The sequence below is a fragment of the Glycomyces endophyticus genome (assembly GCF_039531525.1).
Classification (GTDB): Bacteria; Actinomycetota; Actinomycetes; order Mycobacteriales; family Micromonosporaceae; genus Glycomyces; species Glycomyces endophyticus.
Window position 1 is genome coordinate 134,894 of the sequence record NZ_BAAAQF010000009.1, and the last position, 18,853, is coordinate 153,746.

The 18,853-nt window shown below is 70.9% G+C and carries 18 protein-coding genes and 1 other RNA gene; 5 read left to right on the forward strand and 14 right to left on the reverse strand.

Annotation, left to right across the window (positions count from 1 at the left end):
* The first annotated feature begins 77 nt into the window (after nt 1-77).
* Complete coding sequence (locus ABD419_RS13415; RefSeq protein WP_344487174.1) at nt 78-1,877, forward strand: DivIVA domain-containing protein; 1,800 nt, start codon at nt 78-80, stop codon at nt 1,875-1,877.
* 135 nt (nt 1,878-2,012) lie between these two features.
* Here ABD419_RS13415 and mmsB read toward each other — a convergent pair whose 3' ends face one another.
* The 3 genes from mmsB to chvE all read right to left on the reverse strand — a co-directional run bounded on the left by mmsB (nt 2,013) and on the right by chvE (nt 6,048).
* Nucleotides 2,013-3,311: a multiple monosaccharide ABC transporter permease gene (gene mmsB, locus ABD419_RS13420; RefSeq protein WP_344487176.1), complete on the reverse strand. Its 1,299-nt coding sequence runs from the start codon at nt 3,309-3,311 to the stop codon at nt 2,013-2,015.
* Complete coding sequence (gene mmsA, locus ABD419_RS13425) at nt 3,308-4,861, reverse strand: multiple monosaccharide ABC transporter ATP-binding protein (protein WP_344487178.1); 1,554 nt, start codon at nt 4,859-4,861, stop codon at nt 3,308-3,310. The genes mmsB and mmsA overlap by 4 nt, the downstream gene beginning before the upstream one ends.
* A gap of 98 nt (nt 4,862-4,959) precedes the next feature.
* Nucleotides 4,960-6,048 (reverse strand): multiple monosaccharide ABC transporter substrate-binding protein, encoded by a 1,089-nt coding sequence (gene chvE / locus ABD419_RS13430; RefSeq protein WP_344487180.1) that lies wholly within the window; start codon nt 6,046-6,048, stop codon nt 4,960-4,962.
* A 339-nt stretch (nt 6,049-6,387) separates the two neighbouring features.
* Here chvE and ABD419_RS13435 point away from each other — a divergent pair, with 339 nt between their 5' ends.
* Nucleotides 6,388-7,695 carry a protein kinase domain-containing protein gene (locus ABD419_RS13435; RefSeq protein ID WP_344487182.1) on the forward strand — a complete coding sequence of 436 codons (1,308 nt, stop codon included), beginning with the start codon at nt 6,388-6,390 and terminating at the stop codon, nt 7,693-7,695.
* Between the two features lie 362 nt (nt 7,696-8,057).
* Here the strand turns inward: ABD419_RS13435 and ABD419_RS13440 are convergent, their stop codons facing one another.
* From ABD419_RS13440 to ilvA, 5 genes are all read right to left on the reverse strand, one after another.
* Nucleotides 8,058-8,825, reverse strand: coding sequence for an alpha/beta hydrolase (locus tag ABD419_RS13440; protein WP_344487312.1), 768 nt, complete (start codon nt 8,823-8,825; stop codon nt 8,058-8,060).
* Nucleotides 8,826-8,921: 96 nt separating this feature from the next.
* Nucleotides 8,922-9,203: a hypothetical protein gene (locus ABD419_RS13445; RefSeq protein ID WP_425556043.1), complete on the reverse strand. Its 282-nt coding sequence runs from the start codon at nt 9,201-9,203 to the stop codon at nt 8,922-8,924.
* 8 nt (nt 9,204-9,211) lie between these two features.
* Nucleotides 9,212-9,427 (reverse strand): hypothetical protein, encoded by a 216-nt coding sequence (locus tag ABD419_RS13450; protein WP_344487184.1) that lies wholly within the window; start codon nt 9,425-9,427, stop codon nt 9,212-9,214.
* Nucleotides 9,428-9,449: 22 nt separating this feature from the next.
* Nucleotides 9,450-10,139, reverse strand: coding sequence for a uracil-DNA glycosylase (locus ABD419_RS13455; protein WP_344487186.1), 690 nt, complete (start codon nt 10,137-10,139; stop codon nt 9,450-9,452).
* Between the two features lie 3 nt (nt 10,140-10,142).
* Nucleotides 10,143-11,357: a threonine ammonia-lyase gene (gene ilvA, locus ABD419_RS13460; RefSeq protein ID WP_344487188.1), complete on the reverse strand. Its 1,215-nt coding sequence runs from the start codon at nt 11,355-11,357 to the stop codon at nt 10,143-10,145.
* A gap of 351 nt (nt 11,358-11,708) precedes the next feature.
* On the opposite strand from ilvA, the gene ABD419_RS13465 reads away from it, so the two are divergent.
* Nucleotides 11,709-12,983 carry an ABC transporter ATP-binding protein gene (locus tag ABD419_RS13465; protein ID WP_344487190.1) on the forward strand — a complete coding sequence of 425 codons (1,275 nt, stop codon included), beginning with the start codon at nt 11,709-11,711 and terminating at the stop codon, nt 12,981-12,983.
* 48 nt (nt 12,984-13,031) lie between these two features.
* On the opposite strand, the gene greA is transcribed toward ABD419_RS13465, so the two are convergent.
* Both greA and ABD419_RS13475 read right to left on the reverse strand, forming a co-directional pair.
* Nucleotides 13,032-13,526, reverse strand: coding sequence for a transcription elongation factor GreA (gene greA, locus ABD419_RS13470; RefSeq protein ID WP_344487192.1), 495 nt, complete (start codon nt 13,524-13,526; stop codon nt 13,032-13,034).
* Nucleotides 13,527-13,649: 123 nt separating this feature from the next.
* Nucleotides 13,650-14,105: a DUF4307 domain-containing protein gene (locus tag ABD419_RS13475; RefSeq protein WP_344487194.1), complete on the reverse strand. Its 456-nt coding sequence runs from the start codon at nt 14,103-14,105 to the stop codon at nt 13,650-13,652.
* Between the two features lie 208 nt (nt 14,106-14,313).
* On the opposite strand from ABD419_RS13475, the gene mca reads away from it, so the two are divergent.
* Nucleotides 14,314-15,165: a mycothiol conjugate amidase Mca gene (mca, locus tag ABD419_RS13480; protein WP_344487196.1), complete on the forward strand. Its 852-nt coding sequence runs from the start codon at nt 14,314-14,316 to the stop codon at nt 15,163-15,165.
* Nucleotides 15,166-15,437: 272 nt separating this feature from the next.
* Entirely contained in the window at nt 15,438-16,022 is a 585-nt protein-coding gene (locus ABD419_RS13485; RefSeq protein WP_344487198.1) for a YqgE/AlgH family protein, read from the forward strand.
* 1 nt (nt 16,023) lies between these two features.
* Here ABD419_RS13485 and ABD419_RS13490 read toward each other — a convergent pair whose 3' ends face one another.
* From ABD419_RS13490 to ABD419_RS13505, 4 genes are all read right to left on the reverse strand, one after another.
* The gene (locus ABD419_RS13490) at nt 16,024-16,473 is read right to left on the reverse strand and encodes a DUF2269 family protein (RefSeq protein WP_344487200.1); all 450 of its coding nucleotides are present in this window, start codon (nt 16,471-16,473) and stop codon (nt 16,024-16,026) included.
* A 96-nt stretch (nt 16,474-16,569) separates the two neighbouring features.
* Nucleotides 16,570-16,947: a transfer-messenger RNA gene (ssrA, locus tag ABD419_RS13495) on the reverse strand.
* Between the two features lie 103 nt (nt 16,948-17,050).
* Nucleotides 17,051-17,560, reverse strand: a complete 510-nt coding sequence (gene smpB / locus ABD419_RS13500) for an SsrA-binding protein SmpB (RefSeq protein ID WP_344487202.1) — start codon at nt 17,558-17,560, stop codon at nt 17,051-17,053.
* Nucleotides 17,561-17,599: 39 nt separating this feature from the next.
* Nucleotides 17,600-18,841 (reverse strand): peptidoglycan DD-metalloendopeptidase family protein, encoded by a 1,242-nt coding sequence (locus ABD419_RS13505; protein ID WP_344487204.1) that lies wholly within the window; start codon nt 18,839-18,841, stop codon nt 17,600-17,602.
* Nucleotides 18,842-18,853: the final 12 nt, after the last annotated feature.

The following is an 18,853-nucleotide window of genomic DNA, read 5'->3' on the forward strand; positions in this document are numbered from 1 at the left end:
CCACAGCTCGGCCGCGTCCCGTCACATCCGGTCCCTATCCGGAGGTGGCGGGACGCGGCTTACGTGAGGATGAGGGCATGGCGCGTGAAGACAGACTCGACGATTCCGAACTCCTGACCGGCTTCGATGAGGGCGGACCCATCGACCGGGGGTTCGAGACCGCCCTGCGCGGCTACGACAAGCGGCAGGTGGACCGGTACCTCCAGCAGATGCAGCTCCAGATGGACACGCTCGCCGGAGAACGCGCCGAGGCGCTCGCGCAGATCGACCGGCTCGTGGTCCAGATCCAGCAGCTGCAGGCCCAGATCCAGGAGCTGCGACGGCGCTCCGCCGCGGGCGACAACGCCTCCTACCGGCACCTCGGCGTGCGCATCGAGCACATGCTCACCCTCGCCGAGGAGCAGGCCGAGGAGATCAAGTCCAACGCGCATGCGCAGACCCAGCACCTGCACCAGCGTGCCGACCAGCGCCTGCGCGACGCCGAAGCGCAGATCGAGCAGGCCCGCAAGGACTTCGAGACCACGCTGAAGGCGCGCCGGGCCGCCGCCGAGAAGGCCGAGGCCGACCGGCGCGCGATCATCGACGCCGAGATCAACAAGCGGGCCCGCGAGGCCCAGACCATGGTGGACCAGGCGAAGGAGCGGGCCGCGTCGCTCGTGGCCGAGGCCGAGCAGGACGCCGAGAACAAGCGCGCCGCCGCCGACGAGCAGACCCGGCAGCTGGTCGCCCACGTCGAGCGCCTGCGCGCCGAGGCCCAGCAGCTCAAGGACGACGCGACCGTCAACGCCGAGCAGGCCGTCGCCGAGGCCCGCGAGAAGGCCGACCGGATCGCCGCCGAGGCGGAGGCCGAGGCCGAGCGCAAGCACGCCGAGCACGAGGCCGAGCTGCGGGACCTGCGCACCAAGGCCGTCGAGAACCTCGAGCGGTTCAAGCAGGAGACCGAGACGTTCGCGCAGACCGTCCGCACCGAGGCCGAGAACGAGGCCACGCGCCTGCGCGCCGAGGCCGCCGACAACGCGACTCTGACCCGCACCGAGGCCGCCGACGAGGCCAAGCGGCTCCGCCAGGACGCCCAGCGGCGCCTGGAGGAGGCCGAGGCCGAGGCGCAGCGGCTCACCGCCGAGACCGAAGCGAAGATCGCCGCGCTCGCCGCGGAGGCCGACGAGGCCGCCCGCGCGCAGCGCGAGACCGCCGAGGCCGAGGCCCTGCGCCTCACCGAGGAGACCGAGCGCGAGACGCAGCGCCTGCGCGACGACGCCGCCACGGCGGGCCGCCAGGAGCGCGAGGCCGCCGAGACCGCCGCGCGCCGGCTCACCGAGGAGACCGCCGAGGAGACCGAGCGCCTCCGCGGGCGGGCCGCGGCCGAGGCCGAGCAGATCACCGCCGACGCGGCCGCCGAGGCGTCCCGCCTCCGCGAGCACGCCGACCGCGCCAAGGTCGAGGCCGAGGCCGACGTCGAGCGGGCCCGCGCCGAACTGGCCGAGATCGAGGCCGAGCGCGAGCGCCTGCTCGCCGAGGCCAAGGCCAAGGCCGAGGAGATCCTCGCGAAGGCCGACCTCGACGCCGAGCAGATCCGCACCGACCGCGACACGTACGTGGCCGAGGCCGAGAAGAAGGCCGAGACCGCCAAGCGCCGCGCCGAGGAGCTCTCCAAGTCCGCCAAGCAGACCGCGCGGCGCGACTCCGAGGCCATCCTCTCCACCGCGCGCGCCCAGGCGAAGAAGCTCCTCGAAGAGGCCCGCGCGGGCCGCGCCGAGGGCGCCGAGCCGGCCGCGGACGCCGCGGTGAACAAGCCCGCGAACGCCCGCAAGCGCCCGCAGAACGGCGGCAAGCAGGCCAGCAGCAGCGAGGCGGCCGAGAAGGTCTCGTCCTCGTAGCGACGCAGTGAGCGGGCCCCGCACCGGTGTCGGTGCGGGGCCCGCGTCGTTCCAGGGAAGGGCCCGCCCGGCGTTCGCCGGGCGGGCCNGTGCGCGGCGCGCGAGCGCCGCCGCGGCCGGGGGCCTCGCGGGCCCCTAACTGGTGGACGCCTTCTCGGGCTCCTTGCCGGAGTCCGGTGTCGCCGCCCGCTTGGCCTCGCCCGAGCCGCCCGGGGTGATCCCCACGAGCGGGACGTTGCCGCCGCCGGTCGAGCGCTTCTTGTTCCAGACGTCGAACAGGACCGCCGCGAGGACGACGAGGCCCAGGACGACCTGGACGGTGTCGGTCGCGATGCCCAGGACGGTCATGCCCTGGTTCATGATGCCCATGACCAGGCCGCCGATGACGGCGCCGATGATGGTGCCGACGCCGCCGGTGACCGACGCGCCGCCGATGAACGACGAGGCGATGGCGCTGAGCTCGAGCGCCTCGCCGGCGCCCGGGGTCGCCGAGTGCAGACGGGCGGTCACGATGACGCCGGCCAGGCCGGACAGCGCGCCCATGATGACGAAGACCCAGAACGTGGTCTGCTTGGTCTTCACACCGGAGAGCAGCGCGGCCTTCTCGTTGCCGCCGCCCGCGTAGATGTGGCGGCCGAAGACGGTGCGGTTCGCGATGAACGTGAACAGCATGACCAGCGCCAGCAGGATCCAGCCGATGATCGGCAGGCCCTTGTACGAGTAGAACGTGTACGCGGCGACGACGATGACCGCGGCGACCAGGACGGTCTTGACGAGCCACGCCGCCTGCGAGGAGCCGACGATGCCGGCCTTCGCCTGGCGGGCGCGCCCGCGCACCTGGAAGAACACGAACAGGGCCGCGCCGAGGATGCCGAGCACGAGCGTCGGGAGGCGCAGGTCCGCGCCGAGGACGTCGTAGCCCGAGGCCAGGCTGTTGAACGTGCCGGAGGTGCCGATGGTCTCGGCGTCGAGCACCTTCAGGGTCAGGCCGCGGAAGATGAGCATGCCCGCGAGCGTCACGATGAACGCCGGGATGCGCACGTACGCGATCCAGAAGCCCTGCCAGACGCCGATGAGGGCGCCGAGGCCGACGGCGACGAGCACCGCGAGGTACCAGGGCAGGTCCCAGTGCGAGAGCGCGATCGCGGAGACGGCCCCGCAGAACGCGAGCACGGAGCCGACCGACAGGTCGATGTGCCCGTTGACGATCACCAGCATCATGCCGATCGCGAGGATCAGGATGTACGAGTTCTGGAGGATCGCGTTGGTGAGGTTCTGCGCGGTGATGAAGTTCTGGTTCTGCAGTGCCACGTCGAGCACCTGGAACAGGATCATGATCAGCACGAGCGCGATGATCATGCCGTAGGCGCGCAGGTTGATGTTGCGCAGCGCGTCGAGCAGGCTCGGGCGCGGCTTGTTCTGGACGGTGCTCATTGGCGTTGCTCTTCTCCCCCGCTGGCGGTCTCAAGGGTCATGAGGCGCATCAGCTCTTCCTGTGTGGCATGTTCGCGGTCGACCTGACCGGTGATGTGCCCGGCGCTCATCGCGTAGATGCGGTCGCACATGCCGAGCAGCTCGGGCAGTTCGGAGGAGATCATGAGGACCCCCTTGCCCTGGTCGACCAGCTTGTGGATCAGCTCGTAGATCTCGTACTTCGCGCCGACGTCGATGCCTCGCGTCGGCTCGTCGAGGATGAGCAGCTCGGGTTCGGTGAACACCCACTTGCCGAGCACGATCTTCTGCTGGTTGCCGCCGGAGAGGTTCCCGGCGAGCTGGTAGACCGACGGGGCCTTCACTCCGAAGTCCTTGCGGAGCCGCTCGGACACCAGGTTGACCTTGTCCTGGTCGACGACCCCGCGCTTCGACAGCTTGCCGAGGCCGGGGAGGGTGAAGTTCTCGCGGAGGTCGTAGTCGAGGTGCAGGCCGTAGTGCTTGCGGTCCTCGGTGGCGTAGGCCAGGCCGGCTTCGATCGCGTCGGGGACGTTCCGCAGGGCGAGCGGCTTCCCGTCGAGCTCGACCGTGCCGGAGATGTTGGACCCCCAGCTGCGGCCGAACACGCTCATCGCGAACTCGGTGCGCCCGGCGCCCATGATCCCCGCGAGGCCGACGATCTCGCCGCGGGCGACGTTCAGGGACGCGCCGTTGACGATGACGCGGTGGCGCTGCTCCGGGTGGTGGACCGTCCAGTCCTTCACCTCGAAGAAGACCTTCCCGATCTTCGGCTCGTGCGGCGGGAACAGGTGCTCGAGGTCGCGGCCGACCATGGCCTTGATGAGCCGGTCCTGGGTGACGCCGTCGCCGACGGTGTCGAGCGTCTCGATCGACTTGCCGTCGCGCAGCACGGTGATCTGGTCAGCCACCGCCAGCACCTCGCCCAGCTTGTGGGAGATGATGATGCTGGTGACGCCCTCTTCCCGCAGCTGGCGCAGCAGGTCGAGGAGGTTCTCGGAGTCGGTGTCGTTCAGGGCCGCGGTGGGCTCGTCGAGGATCAGCAGCTTGACGTCCTTCGAGAGCGCCTTCGCGATCTCGACGAGCTGCTGCTTGCCGACGCCGATCTTCTCGACCAGCGTCGCCGGGTTGTCCTGGAGGCCGACCTGGGCCATGAGGCGCACGGCCTCGGCGTTGGTGCGGTCCCAGGAGATGACGCCGCGCTTCTTCTGCTCGTTGCCGAGGAAGATGTTCTCGGCGATCGAGAGTTCGCCGACGAGGGCCAGCTCCTGGTGGATGATCACCACGCCGGCGGCCTCGGAGTCGCGGATGTTGCGGAACTCGGCGGGCCTGCCGTCGAACTCGATCTCGCCCTCGAAGTCCCCGTGGGCGTACACGCCCGACAGGACCTTCATCAGGGTCGACTTGCCGGCGCCGTTCTCGCCGACGAGCGCGTGGATCGTGCCCCGCTTGACCCCCAATTCGACCCCGGACAGTGCGAGCACGCCCGGGAACCGCTTGGTGATCCCCCGCATTCGGAGGATGTCTTCAGACATGGATTCGTCCTATTTGACTGAATGGACTGCTCTGGGGAGAGGTTCGGGGGCGCCCGAGGCGGACGGGGCGCCCCCGAGAGAAGGGTCTCGCGGGTCGACTAGGCCAGGTCGGCTTCGTCGATGTAGCCCGAGTCGATGAGCTCGGCCTGGTAGTTCGTGACGTCGACGCTCACGGGCTCCAGCAGGTGCGCCGGGACGACGTGGTCGCCGTTGTCGTAGGTGCTGTCGTCGTTGATCTCCGGCTCCTTGCCGTCGATCACGGCGACGACCATGTCGACGGTGACGTCGGCGAGGGCGCGGGTGTCCTTGTAGACCGTCATCGCCTGCTTGCCGTCGATGATGTACTTCACCGAGTCGACCTCGGCGTCCTGGCCGGTCACGGGCGGCATCGTGGTGTAGCCCTGGCCGTCCAGCGCGGCGATGATGCCGCGGCTGATGCCGTCGTAGGGCGCGAGCACGGCCTGGACCTGCTGACCGCCGGTGTAGAACGAGGTCAGGATGGTCTCCATGCGGTCCTGGGCGACGGCGCCGTCCCAGTTCTCGGTGGCGACCTGCTCCAGGTCGGTCTGGCCCGAGAGGACGACGAGCTGGCCGCCGTCGATGTAGGGCTGGAGGACCTCCATCGCACCGTTGAAGAAGTACTTGGTGTTGTTATCGGTCAACGCGCCGGCGAAGAGCTCGATGTTGAACGGACCGGCCTCGCCGGCGTCCAGGCCGAGCTTCTCGACGAGGTAGGTGCCCTGCAGGGTGCCGACCTTGGTGTTGTCGAAGCTGGTGTAGTAGTCGACGTCCGGCGTGTCCAGGATCAGGCGGTCGTAGGCGATGACGGTGATGTCCGACTCCTTCGCCTGGGCCAGGACACCGTTCAGGGACTTGTTGTCGATCGCGGCGATGACCAGCACGTTGACGCCCTGGCCAATCATGGTCTCGATCTGGGAGACCTGGTCGGCGGCCACGTCGTTCGCGTACTGGAGGGTCACCTCGTAACCCTGCTCCTCGAACGAGGCCTTCAGGTTGTCACCGTCGAAGATCCAGCGCTCGGAGGTCTTCGTGGGCATCGCGATGCCGACCTTCTTGCCGCCGCCGGAGCCCGAGTCTCCGTCCTCGGAGGCGCAAGCGGACGCGGTGAGAGCCACGGCGGCCGCGCCGACGGTTCCGGTAAGCAGGTGGCGTCGGTTGACGTTCATCTGTTAGTACTCCTTCGTACCGGGCGCTGCCGGGGCATGACCGACGTCGCCCTGGGGTCAAGACGGATTCGATAGTTCAACGTTTTTCCACAACCGTCAACAGCGAATGCGTCTCGTGTCCGAATCGTTGCTTTTCCAGTTCACCGAATTCCGACACTCGATCCCCACAGGGCACATCGGACTCCGGCGAGCCTTCAGAATATGACCATGAGTACCGGCTTGGTCACCTGTTCGTGCCACATCCCTACGGCCGACTACCGCTCGACCGATCGGATGGGATAGCCTCACATTTAGTGCCAAATCACGACACCGATCAGATGACCCCCTGAGGAGGTGAGGATGTCGAGCACGACGACCGTCGGACCCGCAGCCGTCCACCGTTTACTGCACCGGGACGCGGTGTGCAGCGTGTTCAGCGGCACCGTCGCGGCCGACCCCACCGACCTCCTGTGCGTGACCGTCGCGCACGAGCGGGTCGACGGCTCCCGGCGCGAAGTCTTCCTCGAATGGGCCGCGAAGCTCACCGGCCTCCCCGCCCATCCCCATCTGTCCCCCTGCGCCGCCGTCGGCCTCACCGAGAACGGACGCCCGTACCTGGCGGTGGGCACCGCCAGGCGCACCCTCGCCGACCACCTGGCCGAGCAGGGGCCCATGCCCCCCGGGCAGGTGCGCGCCCTCGGCGTGGCCCTGAGCGACGCCGTCACGGTCTACCACCGCGGGGGCCTCATCCACGGCGCCATCCAGCCCTCGCACATCCTGGCGGGCTCGGGGCACCACCTCCAGCTCACCGCCTACGACGTCACCGCCCCCGTCCTGGCCGCCCCCCTCCCCCCCTCCCCCTACACCGCCCCTGAGCACCTCGACGCCGCCGTGGCGGGCGAGGTGGCGGCCAGCCCGGCCGGCGACGTGTACGCCCTCGCCACCGTGCTCTACGCCGCCCTCGGCGGGCGGCTGCCGTGGGTGCGCCACGCCCGCGAGGACGCGGCCGACCCGCTGCTGCGCGCCGCCCCCGTGCCGCACGTGCCCGGCGTCGACGCCGACCTCACCGACCTCATCGGCGCCGCCCTCAGCGCCGACCCCCGGCGCCGCCCCACCGCCGACGTCTTCCGCGAGCACCTCACCCGCATCCCCCTCGGCGCCCCGCTCGCCCCCGGCCCGCGCCCCGAGTCGGTGGCCGCCGGCCTCCTCCCCCGCCGCGGGCTCCGCCCCGTCAGCGTCGCGAGCTCCACCGAGCTCGCGCCCTACCGCCCCGGCCGCGAGCGGGTCGGACTGCGCCCGCGGCTGCGGTCGATCGCCACCGCGACGGCCGGCATCGCCCTCACGGGAGCGCTCCTCGGCGGCGCCGCCCTCGCCACCTACGCCGCGACCAACCCCGAGAGCACCGGCACCGTCTGCACCGACCCGGCCGTGCTCGGCGGCCGCATCAGCGAGCAGCTGGAGGACGGCGAGATCATCGAGAGCTGGTGCGCCGACGGCGGCGGCTACGTGGCCGCCACAGTGGACTATCAGGGGGGCTCGGGCGGCGACGGCGAGGGCTCGACCGAGCGCCGCGTCTGGCGCATCGAGGGCGACGAGCTCGTGGCCGTGTTCGGCTGCACCGACAGCGCCATGCCCACGAGCATCCGCGAGTTCCTCGACTGCGCGTGAGCCCCGAAGGCCGTCGCCCGCAAGCGGTGCGCGCATTCGACTCGGCTCGGAACGGCGCTCCCACGCCCCGCTCGATCCGCAGGTCGCGGGCGATGCGCGATGCCTGCCCGGCGCACCGCGGCCGCGCCCGGCCCGCGGACCGCGCCCGGATCGCCGGCCGCGACCGGGGCGCCCCCGGCGGGCCGGGCGGTCGCCGCGCCGGACCGGTGCCGCCGCTTCGGGTTCCGGTGGTGTTCACAGGTGCTCATCGTCGCCTCCTCCGCTTCGCCGGCCGTTCGCCGGGCGTGGAGGCAATGGTGCGGCGCGCATGCTGAAGGGGACCTGAAGCCGCCTGAAGGCGGCTTCAGGAATTGCGCACTCCGCTATTCCCGTTCCGGTTTGGGAAGGAATCCGCCGAATGCCGCGACGGTCTTGTTCGCGTAGGCGGAGGTGTCGCCGCGCTCCATCGGACCGTCCCAAGTGGTCGGCAGCGGGGCGTACTGCGGGAGGATCCGGGACACGATGCGGTCCAGCGCCTCCTCGGCCTTGCCGACCCACAGGTGCCCGCCGCCGGCGATCTCCTCGACCTCGGCCTGCGGCACCGCGGCGAAGCGGCGCTTCGCCTCGGGGTACTGGAGGTAGTCGTCCTGCTCGGGGATGAGCGCCAGGAGCGGGCGGCCGTCGTCGGCCCAGCGCTCCAGATCCTCCTCTTTGGAGTACCGGAGCGGCGGGGAGAGGAGGACCGCGCCCTCGACGCCCGGCTCCAGGCCGTACTTGAGGGTCAGGTCGGTGCCGAAGGACCAGCCGACCAGCCACACCCGCGGCAGCTCCGCGAACTCGGCGTACTCGACCGCGGCGGCGAGGTCGAAGCGCTCGCCCACGCCGTGGTCGAAGGCGCCCTGGCTCGTCCCCTGCTGCGACTCGGTGCCGCGCGTGTTGAAGCGCAGCACGGCCGTGTTCGCCAGCGCGGGGAGCCGCCAGGCGGCCTTGCGGAAGATATGCGAGTCCATCATGCCGCCGTGGGTGGGCAGCGGGTGGACGCACACGATGGTCGCCTCCGGCTCGCGGTCGGCGGGCAGGGCGAGTTCGCCGACGAGTTCGAGCCCGTCGGCGGTGTGGAGCGTGAGCGCCTCGCGTCGTGCGGGGAGCATGCTCGCGGATCTGATGACAGCCACGCCGGAATTATCCCCGGTGGCGGGGGTGCGGCACCACCCGCTGTGTCGCAGCACTCGCGGGGCCGGCGGGCCTCAGCGCCAGCGGCCGGGGCGCCTGCGGTCGCGGGCGTTCCAGCAGCCGGTGTGCCAGTGGCGGCGGTCGTCGCCGTCGCCGTCGTCAGCCCAGGCGACGACATGCGGTGTGCCCGGCTGGATCTCGAGGTCGCAGCCGGGGCACCGGTAGATCTTCTCGGCGCCCTCGCCGGTGATGCGGCGGACGCGGACGGGTCCCCCGGGACCGTCCACGAGGCTCGGGTCCTGGGCGCCGGAGGTCGGCCGCCGGGGCTGGTCCCGGCGGCGGTTCTTTCGGGGCACGGTCGGGCCTAGGCGCGCGGCTTGTCGTCGTCGGCCGCGGCGGCGGCCTCAGCGGCCGCTTCGCGCGCGACGCGCTCGTTGAGCCGCCTGACGTGCTTGTTCATCCCCCGGATGAGGAAGATCGTCACGACGACGAGGAAGACGGTCACGAACAGCCCGAGCGGCCCGGCCATCGCCTGGTCGCGTTCCGGCCCGAACTCTTGTGCCAGGATCTCGATTCCCACGACCCGAGCGTATCCCGGCCGCTCAGGACTCGTTCAGCGCCGGGAGCCGCCAGTCGACCGGCTCACCGCCCTGCTCGGCGAGGAGCGCGTTGACGCGGCTGAACGGCTTGGAGCCGAAGAAGCCGCGGCGGGCGCTGAGCGGGGAGGGGTGGGCGGACTCGATCGAGGGGATCGGGCCGAGGAGGTCCTTGAGCTTGCGGGCGTCGGCGCCCCAGAGGACGGCGACGGCGGGGCCGCCGCGTTCGGCGAGGGCCTTGATGGCCTGCTCGGTGACGGGCTCCCAGCCCTTGCCGCGGTGGGAGGCGGGGGTGCCGGGGGCGACGCTGAGGGAGCGGTTGAGCAGGAGGACGCCCTGCTCGGCCCAGGGGGTGAGGTCGCCGTTCGCGGGGAGCGGGTGGCCGAGGTCGTCGCGGTACTCGTTGAAGATGTTGACGAGGCTCTTGGGGAGGGGGCGCACGTCGGGGGCGACGGCGAAGGACAGGCCGATGGCGTGCCCGGGGGTGGGGTAGGGGTCCTGGCCGACGATGATCACCTTGACGTCGTCGAAGGGCTGCTGGAAGGCGCGGAGGATGTGCTCGGCGGCGGGGAGGTACTTGCGGCCCTCGGCGACTTCGGTGCGGAGGAACTCCCCCATCTTGGTCACGTCGTCGGCGACGGGGGCGAGGGCCTTGGCCCAGCCGGGCTCCATGAGTTCGTCAAGCGTTTTGGTCATGCCTCAGATGCTAGGACCCTCCACCGACACGAAGTATCCCGCGTCGCGCAGGGCCGCAACGATTTCGGTCGTGTGTTCGGAACCGCGCGTCTCGATCGAGAGGTCGACGGAGACCTCGCCGACGCTGAGGCGGGGGTCGGAGCGCTGGTGGTAGACGTCGACGATGTTGCCGCCGTAGCGGCCGACGAGCCGGAGCACGGAGGCGAGGGCGCCGGGGCGGTCGGCGCAGCGGAGGCTGGCGCGCATGAAGCGGCCGGAGGCGCCGAGGCCGTGTTCGATGAGGCGCATCAGCAGGAGCGGGTCGATGTTGCCGCCGGAGAGGACGGCGACGGCGGGGCCCTCGTAGTCCACGGAGTAGTTGAGGAGCGCGGCGTAGGCGGTGGCGCCGGCGGGCTCGACGACGAGCTTGTTGCGCTCGAGGAGGGAGAGGAGCGCGCGGCTGATGTCCTCCTCGGTCACGGTGACGATCTCGTCGACGAGGGTGGCGACGTGGGCGAAGGGGACGTCGCCGGGGCGGCCGACGGCGATGCCGTCGGCGATGGTGTGCATCTTCTCGAGCTTGACGGGCTTCCCGGCGGTGAGGGAGTCGGGGTAGGAGGCGGCGCCCTCGGCCTGGACGCCGACGAGGCGGATGCCGGGCTTGAGCTGCTTGGCCGCGGCGGCGATGCCGGCGATGAGGCCGCCGCCGCCGACGGAGGTGACGATGGTGGCGGTCTCGGGGAGCTGCTCGAGGATCTCGAGGGCGATGGTGCCCTGGCCCGCGACGATGTCGTGGTGGTCGAAGGGGTGGATGAGGGTCGCGCCGGTCTCGTCGGCGAAGCGGTGCGCCGATTCGAGGGCGTCGTCGACGGTGAGGCCGCCGAGGATGACCTCGGCGCCGTAGCCCTTGGTGGCGGCGACCTTCGGGAGGGGCGCGGACTCGGGCATGAACACGGTGGAGCGGATGCCGAGGGTGGAGGCGGCGAGGGCGACGCCCTGGGCGTGGTTGCCGGCGGAGGCGGCGACGACGCCGTGCCGGCGCTCGGCCTCGCTGAGGCCGGAGACGCGCATGTAGGCGCCGCGGATCTTGAAGGACCCGGCGCGCTGGAGGTTCTCGCACTTGAGGTGGACGCCGTCGAGGACGGGGTCGCGCGAGGGTTCCAGCGGGGTGCGCCGGACGATGCCGGCGAGCGCGTCCGCGGCTCTGCGGACGTCGGAAAGGGTCACGAGCTCCGTCACGCCTCGATCGTAGTGCCCGCCGCGGGGAGGGCGGCCGCACGCCGGTGCGGGGTGTCGCCAAAACGCCCCGAAAACGATTGCCACCGACCGAAATGTCGATTCCGATGCCCATTGGGCGACTCTCCCGATTAGCTGAAACCGCAGGTGGCACCCTGTGAACCGGCGTTCACCCCGCGCGACTGCGCTATTCGAAACAGCGGGTGACCCCCGTTACTCAAGGAGACCGGAAGGCTTAAGCTACGAGCAGTCAGCCCGTAACCATGGCGAAGCTCGCGAGTCACCGCCCGGCAACGTCCGCCCAGCGCCGCCGCCCGACCACCCGTCCATACCCTCGAACCCCTGGAGTCAACGGTGACTGCTGTCACGCTGAAGAACGTCTCGAAGGTGTTCCCCGGCGACACCCTGGCCGTGGACTCGCTCAGCATGGAGGTCAACCACGGCGAGTTCCTCGTCCTGCTCGGCCCCTCCGGCTGCGGCAAGTCCACCGTGCTCCGCATGGTCGCCGGACTCGAGACGCCCTCGGACGGCGAGATCCTCCTTGACGGCGAGTACGCGAACGACCTGCCCCCGCGCGAGCGCAACGCCGCGATGATCTTCCAGACCTTCGCGCTCTACCCGCACATGTCCGTCGGCGACAACATCGGGTTCCCCCTGAAGCTCGGCAGGAGCAACGGCGCCCAGTCGGTGCCCGACGCCGTCGGCGACATGGCCGGCGCCCTCGGCATCTCCGACCTCGTCGACCGCAAGCCCAGCCAGCTCTCCGGCGGCCAGCAGCAGCGCGTCGCCATGGGCCGCGCCCTGGTGCGGCGCCCGAAGCTGTTCCTCATGGACGAGCCGCTGTCCAACCTCGACGTGGGCCTGCGCGCCGAGCTGCGCACGGAGATCTCCTCACTGGTGCGCCGCCACGACGCCACGACCCTGTACGTGACGCACGACCAGACCGAGGCCCTGACCATGGCCGACCGGGTCGCCGTCATGCGCAAGGGCGTCCTCCAGGACGTCGGCACCCCCGACGAGGTCTACGAGCGGCCCGCGACCATGTACGTCGCGGCGTTCCTCGGCACCCCGCGCATGAACCTCCTCGAGGCCCGCGTGAACGTGTTCCTCGACCGGTACGTGGCGCTCGACTTCGGCGACCAGGAGCTGCGCCTGCCCTGGCACGACCTGCGCGGCCGGGCCGTCGCCCGCTACCACGGGGAGAACATCGTCGTCGGCATGCGCGCCGAGGCGCTCGCGCCGGTCGCCGAAGGCCACCCGGGCCAGTCGATCCAGGGCCGCGTCCGGTTCTACGAGCACCACGGCCACGAGACCCTCGTGTTCCTCGACATCGGCGCGACCGCGGTCGTCCCCGACGGCATCGGCGACAAGCCCGACCTGGCGCGCAGCGGCTCGAAGCCGCGCCGCCGCCTCGGCGGCCTGTTCTCCGGCTTCGGGCAGGCGCCGGCCGAGCGCCGCGAGACCGACAACGGGCCGATCCGCAAGCCCGCGGACCTCGTGTTCCGGCTCCCCCCGCACATCCCGGTGTCCGCCGGGCAGCCGATCACCGTGGCCGTCCACATGGACGCCCTGCACTACTTCGACAAGTACGGCAAGCGGATCGACGTCGGCTGGACGCAGCGCGCCTAGACACGGCGAAGGGGGCCCTCCTCGGAGGGCCCCCTTCCCGCGCGTCCGCTATCCGAGGAACTTCTCGGCTTCGACGATCTTCACGGAGATGTCGAGGCCCTTGGGGGTCTTGTAGGCGACGGTGTCGCCGATCTTGTGCCCGAGGATCGCCGCGCCCAGCGCCGAGTCGGGGCTGTACACCGTGAGGTCGGTGGTCGCCGCGATCTCGCGCGAGCCGAGGAGGAACTTCTCGGTGTCGTCGGGGTCGCCGTCGAAGGCGATGGTGACGACGGTGCCGATCTGGATCTCGTCGCTCTCCTTCGCCTCGCCGACCTTCGCGTTGCGCAGCAGGTCCTGGAGCTGGCGGATGCGCCCCTCCTGCTTGCCCTGCTCGTCGCGCGCGGCGTGGTAGCCGCCGTTCTCCTTGAGGTCGCCCTCCTCGCGGCGGGCGTTGATCTCAGCGGCCATGAGCGGCCGGTTCGCGACGAGCTCGTCCAGCTCGCTCTTGAGGCGGTCGAAGGCCTCCTGGGTCAGCCATGTGCCCTGGTTAGCGTCGGTAGCCATGTGTTCTCAATCCTCCGATTAGTGCGATCCGTAGTGTGGAGTCCCGCCGCGCGTCACGCGCATGCCCCGGATAGCGAAAGGCCCGCCGACCGGAATGCGGTGCGACGGGCCGTGAGTCTGCGATCAGTCCGCCTGCCAGCACCTCAGTACTTCACCGGTGTTGACGTCGCCCTCCACCGGGAGGACGTAGGTCATCTCCACGTGCGTGGACGCGTCTGCCGGGACCTCCACCTCGGCGTAGCCGATCTCGGCGCCGGCGAGGTCGCGGGACCGGACGGCGCACGTGGCGCCCTCGCCGGCCGGCTTGTAGACCTCGAACACGACCTCGACCTGGCCGGGCACCGAGTCGTCGAACGCGAGCAGGCGCTCGGAGACCTCGTCCTGCCCGTACGACTCGGTGAGGAGCCACGCGGTGACGACGCCGGCCGCGATGACGCCGGCGGTGAAGACCGCGGTCACCGCGGGGCGGCGGCGCGAGGGCTCGCGGCGGCGACCGTAGCGACCGTCGGGGAAGGACACGTCGGCGGCACCCGAAGGTGCTTCCGGCACGCGCCCGTCCGTGGTCTGCGTCTCAGTCATCTGCGCGGCTTTCCTTCGCGATCAGCGGCTTCGCCGCCGGGAGTCCGGATTCCGGGAGAAACCGGGAAGCATTGATTATCGAGTATCGTTGCACAGAATGCCGGAGCCGACAACTACCGCTGCGCGCGAGTCGGTCCGAGCGCCCTGGATCCCTGTCTACCAGCCAGCGAGGTCGACTGCTGTGACGAATCGAAGCACACTGCGTCTGATGTGCGTGCACGCCCACCCCGACGACGAGTCGAGCAAGGGCGCCGGGATGATGGCGCGCTATGTGCGCGAAGGCATCGAGGTCCTGGTGGTCACGTGCACCGGAGGCGAGCGCGGCGACGTCCTCAACCCGAAGATGGACCGGCCCGAGGTCCAGGCGAACCTGGCCCGCGTCCGCAGCGAGGAGATGGCCCGCGCCCGCGAGATCCTCGGGGTCGAGCAGCACTGGCTCGGCTTCACCGACTCGGGCCTGCCCGACGGGTGGCTCCCCGACTCCGGCATCGAGCTCCCCGCGGACGCCTTCTACCTGGTGCCCACCGCGGAGGCCGCCGCGCCGCTGGTGGAGATCATGCGCTCGTTCAGGCCCCACGTGGTGACCACCTACGACGAGGAGGGCGGCTACCCGCACCCCGACCACGTCAAGACTCACGAGATCTCCGTCGCGGCCTTCGACGCCGCCGGGGACCCCTCGCAGTACGTCGACCGCGGCGTGCCGTGGCAGCCGCTCAAGCTCTACTACAACCACTCGTTCGGCAAGGCGCGCATCGAGGCCCTGCACTACGCGATGGTCGACGCCGGCCTGGACTCCCCGTACCGGGAGTGGATGGACGCCGGCGACTGGACCCGCGACAAGGGCGAGCGGGTGACCACCCGCGTCGAGTGCGCCGAGTACTTCGAGATCCGCGACGCGGCCCTGAAGGCCCACGCGACCCAGGTCGACCCCGACGGGTTCTGGTTCGCCGTGCCGCGCGCGATCCAGGAGAAGGCGTGGCCGACCGAGGACTACGAGCTCGTCGAGTCCCGGATCGAGACCCGCCTGCCCGAGGACGACCTCTTCGCCGGACTCCGCTAGCCGCAGACGCCGATGCACATGGGCCCCAGGGGAACCTGGGGCCCATCGCGCGTCTCTGGACACCCTGCGGGACACCGGATCGTCCCGTCGCGAACACCCTCAGTGAGGAAACAACTGTCGGGCTCCCGACACCACGGTGTATTTCTCCGGAAAGTGCGAGAACCTTGCTGCAAGCGCGCTCCCGCGGGATACCGTGCGGGAGAAAACCGGGCCGCACCCAGGGCCCCGACAGCACTCTCACGCGGAGGCGGGCGCAGAACGGAGGTGGCCCCATGGTCAGTCGCGAAACCTCGCCGGCTCGGACGAAGTCGTTCGTCGGCAGTCTCCTCGTCGCCACGCCTACGCTCCAGGACCCCAACTTCGACCGCACCGTCGTCATCGGTGTCGGGCACGAGTCCGACGGCGTGCTCGGCGTGGTCCTCAACCGCGCCACCGAGCGCAAGGTCGCCCACTACCTCGACCAGTGGGCCGTGCTCGCCGGGCACCCGGCCGTGCTGTTCGAGGGCGGGCCGGTCCAGCCGGACGCCGCCATCGGGCTCGGCTGGCGCAAGGCCGACGCGCCCTTCTCCGAGGCCTTCCGGCCCGTGCTCGGGCGCCTCGGCACCCTCGACCTGTCCCGCGACCCCGACGAGGTGGCGCCGCTGCTGGAGGGCATGCGCGTCTTCACCGGGTACGCCGGATGGGCCCCCGGCCAGCTCGAGTCGGAGATCGACGCGGGCGCCTGGATGGTCTTCGACGCGCTCCCGGCGGACCCGTTCTCGGCCAGCCCCGAGGACCTGTGGTCGATGGTGTGGCGCCGCCAGGGCGGCATGCTCTCGGCGGTCGCGCACTACCCGGCCGACCCGGCGATGAACTAGCTCAGGCCCCGGGCCGCCAGGCCATGAGGACGACCACCGCGGTGTAGAAGACCAGGTTCAGGCCCGACAGCGCCAGCAGGCGGCCGCGGTGCTGCTCCAGCAGCTCGCCGTCCATCACGCCGTGGCCGTCCTGGAGCTCCTTGCCGATGCGGGCGAGCACGCCGGGGATGACGGCCGCGCCGTTGACGACCGCGACGACGTACAGCGTCGCGGCGATGATGAGCCAGGCGTCGGCGAACGAGTACCGGTCGCTGGTGGTCGTCGCGAGCACCCCGAACAGGGCCGCGACGAGCGTCAGGGCGTTGAAGAGCATCGTGCGGCGGCCCGCCTGGTGCACGCGGTCGCCGTCGCGCTCGCGCAGGCCGCGCTCGCCGAGCCAGGGCAGCAGCATGGCCGGGCCGACGCAGATCACCACCGCCAGCACGTGCAGGATCACCAACAACGTGTGCATAGTGTGATCTTACGGACATACGATCCGACAACGCGCCGGAACGGCGGGCGCCGGACACGACGAAGGCCGGGACGCTCGCGCGTCCCGGCCTGTCGCTTGTGGAGCTGCAGGGAATCGAACCCTGGTCCTCCGCGGCCTTCGTGAGACTTCTCCGGGTGCAGTCCGCTGTGCCTTTTATCGAGCCCCGCCGATCACACGGACGAGTCGGTGGGACGGGCTCTAATCGCCGAAAGTCTCGGACGACGTCCCAGCGATCAAGACGTCGGCCACAGCATCCTCAGATGATGCCGCTGGTCCAGGGCGGATGCGCCCCTGGAGCGGCAAACTTCACACTCGCTTAGGCAGCGAGGGCGAAGTCAGTGCGTTGCTTTGCGTTGGCACTTGTTGGTTTCCAACATCGGTTTACGAGACGGCGTTGGCTTCCTCGACCCGCTTCCCTCACGTCAACGTACGGAGTCGAAACCGATCAGCCCCTGGATGGGTGCCAGGTGCAACGTCGAGTGAGTGTTCATCACCCTGTTCAGTTGTGCTGTGGAATTCTACCCCGCTGCAACGAGCGGAGGCGAACCGATATTCCCTAGACCTGGCGGCCGCGCTTGGCGGCGGCGCCGGCGGCCCGCTCGATCTCGCGGTCGGCCTCGCGCTTGGCGATCGCCTGCCGCTTGTCGTAGTTCTTGCGGCCGCGGCCGAGCCCGAGCTCCATCTTGGCGTACCCGTTCAGGAAGTACACCGAGAGCGGGACCAGCGTCAGACCGGCCTCGTCGAGCTTCGGGGCGAGCTTGTCCAGCTCCGAGCGGTGGAGCAGGAGCTTGCGGATGCGCCGCGGCGGATGGTTCGTCCACGTCCCGTAGTCGTACTCGGGGATGTGGAAGTTGTGGACGCGCGCCTCGCCGTCGTGGATCTCGGCGTACGCGTCGACGATGTTCCCCCGGCCCTGTCGGAGCGCCTTGACCTCGGTCCCGGACAGGACCATGCCGGCCTCGTAGGTGTCCAGGATCTCGTAGTCGTGGCGGGCCTTCCGGTTGGTGGTGACCACCGAGCGCTCGGATCCCGAGTGCTTGACCTTCTCCTGCTTCTTCTTGGGCACCACGCAAGCTTAACGATCGAACATCTGTATGTCGAAACCTTATCGGCACAGGCAGGAGGGCAGGTACCGCACGGGGTTGACGCGCTCGCCGTGGACGCGGACCTCGAAGTGGAGGTGCGGGCCGGTGCTGTCGCCGGTGGTGCCGACCGCGCCGATCTCCTCGTCGCGGTCGACGCGCTCGCCGTAGTCGACCCAGATGCTCGACTGGTGGGCGTAGCAGGAGGTGACGCCGCCGCCGTGCGCGATGCAGGTGAGCTTGCCGTAGCCGGAGCTCCAGCCCGCGTAGACGACCTTGCCCGAGGCCGCGGCGTGGATCGTGGTGCCCGAGCCGGCCGCGAAGTCGGTGCCGCCGTGGAGGCGCGCGTACCCGAAGATCGGGTGCATCCGCCAGCCGTAGTCCGAGGACTTCCAGCCGTCGACCGGCACGACCCACCCGCTGCCGCCGCCACCGCCGCCGGAGGAGGACGAGCTCCCGCCGGAGTCGCGGTCGTCGTCATCGTCCTCGCGGCGGAGCGCGTCGGCGAGCCGCTCGGACTCGGCCTCGAGGTCGTCGTAGTCGGACTGTGCCTCGTCGCGGGAGTCCTCGGCGACCGCGAGCGCGGCCGCCTGGTCGGACTCGAGCTGCTGGACGGCGAGCTGGGCGGCCGCGGCCTCGGCGGCGCGGACCTGGGCCTCGGCGAGGGCCTGCGCGGCGGCGGCCTCGGCGGCCTCGGCCTCCGCCTGGGCGGCGGCGGCGACGTTCTCGGCGTTGGCGGCCTCGCGGCGGGCGAGGGTCACCTCCTCGACGGCCTGGTCCTTGCCCTCCATGAGGAACTCGAGGTAGGTGAGGCCGTCGATGGCCTCGGCGGGTTCGTCGGAGGCGAGGATCGCGTCGACGGTGAGCAGTTCGGCGCCGCGCGCGGTGGCGTTGAACATGGCGGCGCGCGACTCGCGGGCCTCCTCGACGACGGCGGCGGCCTCGGTGTACGCGGCCTCGGCGGCGGCGAGGGCCTCGCGGGCGGCGTCCGCTTCGCGCTGGGCCTGGGCGGCCTCGGACTCGGCCGCCGCGACGCGGCCCTGGGCCACGTCGACCTCGTACTGGGCGTCGGGGAGGCGGGCCCGGGTCTCGGCGAGGACGTCGCCGGCGGCGCGGACCTCGGCGGAGGCGTCCTCCAGCTCGGCGGCCATCTCGGCCTTCTCGCGCTCGACCTCGTCGAGCTCGGACTGGGAGACCCCGAACGCGGGACTGCTCGCGGTCCCTGCGATGAGCAGGGCCGCGAGCAGCCAACCGATGCGCCTCATAGCGCCTGAATC